This is a genomic window from Streptomyces sp. ATCC 21386 (assembly GCF_018728545.1).
In the GTDB taxonomy this organism is placed as follows: Bacteria; Actinomycetota; Actinomycetes; order Streptomycetales; family Streptomycetaceae; genus Streptomyces.
Genome location: NZ_JAAVVL010000001.1, coordinates 9,432,247 through 9,435,740, shown reverse-complemented (window position 1 = coordinate 9,435,740; position 3,494 = coordinate 9,432,247). Strand labels below are relative to the sequence as shown.

Sequence of the window (3,494 nt, the reverse complement as noted above, 5' to 3'; positions counted from 1 at the left end):
GTGGTGAGGGTGGCTTGGGTGGGGTCGGCGGACTCGGTGAGATGGATGGTGGGGGAGCTGATGGCTATGTGTATGCAGGAGTCGCCCGCCCCGCAGTAGGACGATTTCTGCCACGAGAGGCGCTGGGGCATGTCGTTCCTTCACAGGTCGCGGATCAGGTTGTGGATGAAGTCACGGGACTTCTCGGGCTTGAGGGCCAGGCCGTCGAGGCGGTCGAGCAGGACCCGGTACATGTACAGCTGTGCTTCGGCGTCGAGGAAGGTCGGCCCGTGGGACTGGTCGAGGTGGACGGTGTCGAGCGGGGGTACCGGCCCACCGGAGTAGAAGATCGACTGTCCTGAGCCGGGGAAGGACCCGGCATCGAACGTGAGTACTTTCAAGGTGATGTGCTCACGTTCACTCATGGCCAACAGGTGTTGAAGCTGTTTTCTGGCCACGGCCGGTCCGCCGAACTGCATGCGCAGAGCGGCTTCGTGGATGATCGCCGCGTACGGGGTCGGGCGGTCCCCGTAGAGCACGTCCTGGCGCTTGATGCGGAACGACGCGCGGTGCTCGATGTCGGGTGGAGACAGTTCGGGGACGACCTGGCGGAACAGTTCGCGGGCGTGGTCGATGATCTGTAGCAGGCCTGGGATGTGCACGGTCACGGCTGCACGCAGGCGTGCGGCGTGGTGCTCCAACTCCGCGAGGTCGAGCAGGGCGGCGGGCAGGCGTTCGCGGTACTCCTCCCACCAGCCGCGGGTGCGGTCGGAGGTCATGTCCGCGAGCGCCTCGATCAGGTCCCTGTCCGGGCACTTGTAGTGGCAGCCGAGCGTACGTACGCGCTCGGGGCTCACCCCCGCGCGCCCGGCCTCCACGTTGCTGATCTGGTTCTGCTGGACGCCGAGCAGGCGGCTGGCCTGTGTGGACGACAGCCCGGCTCGCTCCCGGAGCTTGCGCAGCTCGATGCCCAGCCGGAGTTGACGTCCCGTCGGGTTGCTCCTCACGGGCTTGCCCGCTCCTTTCGCACGCAGGTCACCCACACGGGTGGTAGATCAGGGCTTTGCTGGGTTTCGTGTAAGACCTTTTATGGGTGTCGCTATCGTAAGTCATGTATCAACTCCCCTCAGTAACCGGAGACTTCCATGGCCACCGTATCCCCGTCCTGGAACTACACCCTTCGTCTCCCTCGGGACCCCCGATCCCCCGGCGTCGGCCGCGCCACCCTCCGGGCCGTGCTCGCCGCCCACGACCTCTCCGAACTCATCCCCACCGCCGAACTGTTGGCCGCCGAGCTGCTCGCCAACGCTCATCGGCATACCGCGCAGGAGTACGCCCTGCGGGTCCTGGAGATCGGCGGGAGGCTGCGCGTGGGGGTCTGGGATCGGGACTGGCGGGTGCCGGCGGGGTTCAAGGAGGACGCCCGCCCCGTCGATCCCGACGCCGAGCGCGGGCGTGGGCTGCAGCTCGTCCGCGCCTGTTCCGAGGGCCGGGGTGTCTCCGTGATGCGCGATCTCGGTGTCTCGCAGGGCGGAAAACTGCTGTGGGTCGACTGCGGTGCCGTCGAGTGATCATTCCTAAGAAAGCGGGGCCCCTCTACACTTACCAGTCGGTGGACTGGCGCGCGGTGAGGGGCGGTTGACGGTGCGTAAGGCGTGGATCGTGGTGATCGCTGCCGGCAGCGCCGGGCTCGCCTTCGTGATGGTGCTGGTCGTGGGTGTCTATCTGGTCGCCGGGAATCTCGCCGCCGGGATCGGCGGAAAGTCGGTCGGGCTGGCCAAGGGGGCCGTTCCCGGCGCTTATCAGGCGCTCGTGCAGAAATGGGGCAATCTGTGCGACGCCATCAATCCCGCACTGCTCGCCGCGCAGCTGTATCAGGAGAGCGGGTTCAATCCGAAGGCGCAGAGCCCCGCTGCCGCGCAGGGGATCGCGCAATTCATTCCGGGGACCTGGGCCGCGCACGGGCTGGACGGTGACGGGGACGGCGACCGTGACGTCTGGGACCCGAATGACGCGATTCCATCGGCCGCCTCGTACGACTGCTCGCTCGCGAAGTACGTGAAGGACGTGCCCGGCGATCCGACGGCGAACATGCTCGCTTCCTACAACGCGGGGGCGTACGCCGTGATCAAGTACGGGGGTGTTCCGCCGTACAAGGAGACCCAGAACTATGTGAAGACGATCACGACGCTCTCGAAGAGTTTCGCCGCTCCGACGAGTCGGGTCGACCCGAGCGAGCAGGCGGCCGGGGCCATCGCGTACGCGCAGAAGAAGCTCGGGACGCTGTATCTGTGGGGCGGCACCGGTACCGCTGAGCAGGGCGGACGCTTCGACTGCTCCGGGCTGACGCAGGCGGCGTACGCGAGTGTGGGGATCACGCTGCCGCGCGTCGCGAACGATCAGTACAACGCCGGGCCGCACCCCTCGCGCGACGAGCTGCTGCCCGGGGATCTGGTGTTCTTCTCCGACGACCTCACCAACTCGCGGGCCATTCGGCACGTCGGGATTTATGTGGGAGGCGGATACATGATCGACGCGCCGCGGACGGGAGCCGTCATCCGATTCGACCCGATTGACACTCCCGACTACTTTGGTGCGACCCGGGTCACCGAAGATGGCGCGAAAGCGTTGCCCACGACGGTCTGACAGCGCCGTAATTCTCCGTGAACCACTGCCCTGAGCTGCGCAGATGTGTCTCTCTTCGATAACGTCTGAGTGATCATTCAGTGGAGGGTGGAACGCTTTGAGAAGGAGTGTGCGTTCCTATTTGACGTAGCGCGTCGACGCTCATGCGGAAGCACTACGACACCACGGGGGTGGCAAAGCGCGGCGCACGTAAGGGTGTGGTCGCGAGAACGATGACGAAAGGGCCGCAGCACGATGGCTGGACTCGCCGCGCATGCCGCTACCTCACTGGCCGCTGAATCCGGATCGAATCCCGACGTCGAGCTGCTGTACGACATCAATGGTCTGGCCAAGGACGCGCCGCACTGGCTGGACCGGGTGATGGAGTTCGTGGGGGAGTACGGGCTCCTCTTCGCGATGGTGCTGCTGATCCTGTGGTGCTGGTGGGGCGTGCGGAAGCGGGGCGGGGAGGATGCCGCCTCGTCCGTGGCCGCGTTGGTGTGGGCGCCGCTCGCCGCCGGGGTCGCCGTGCTGGTGAACGTGCCGATACGCGGGTTCGTGGAGCGGCCCCGGCCCTTCCTCGATCACGAGGGGCTGGAGGTGCTGGTCTCCGGCAAGACCGACTACTCGTTCGTGAGCGATCACGCGACGCTGATTATGGCGATGGCGGTGGCGCTGTTCGTCGCCAACCGGAAGTTCGGGCTGGTCGGGCTGGTCATCGCGCTGTTGGGCGGGTTCATCCGGGTCTACATGGGTGTGCACTACCCGACGGACGTGATCGGGGGGTTCGCGCTCGGGACCGCGGTCGCGTTGCTGCTGTCGCCGCTGGCCATGGCTCTGCTGACGCCGTTGATGAAGGCGGTGGAGCGGTCGGGGAGTGTGGGGTGGAT

5 protein-coding genes are annotated in these 3,494 nt (G+C 66.4%); 3 read left to right on the top strand and 2 right to left on the bottom strand.

What is annotated here, in order from left to right:
- On the bottom strand, positions 1-131 hold a 131-nt coding region (locus GWK25_RS40510), incomplete at its 3' end, for a DUF397 domain-containing protein (protein ID WP_215457920.1).
- Between the two features lie 9 nt (positions 132-140).
- The gene (locus tag GWK25_RS40505) at positions 141-986 is read right to left on the bottom strand and encodes a helix-turn-helix transcriptional regulator (protein WP_215456526.1); all 846 of its coding nucleotides are present in this window, start codon (positions 984-986) and stop codon (positions 141-143) included.
- Between the two features lie 138 nt (positions 987-1,124).
- Here GWK25_RS40505 and GWK25_RS40500 point away from each other — a divergent pair, with 138 nt between their 5' ends.
- From GWK25_RS40500 to GWK25_RS40490, 3 genes are all read left to right on the top strand, one after another.
- Positions 1,125-1,550, top strand: coding sequence for an ATP-binding protein (locus GWK25_RS40500; RefSeq protein ID WP_215456524.1), 426 nt, complete (start codon positions 1,125-1,127; stop codon positions 1,548-1,550).
- A 67-nt stretch (positions 1,551-1,617) separates the two neighbouring features.
- Positions 1,618-2,625 (top strand): bifunctional lytic transglycosylase/C40 family peptidase, encoded by a 1,008-nt coding sequence (locus tag GWK25_RS40495; RefSeq protein WP_251829254.1) that lies wholly within the window; start codon positions 1,618-1,620, stop codon positions 2,623-2,625.
- Between the two features lie 234 nt (positions 2,626-2,859).
- Positions 2,860-3,494: phosphatase PAP2 family protein (locus tag GWK25_RS40490; protein ID WP_215456522.1), on the top strand; the 635-nt coding region annotated here is incomplete at its 3' end.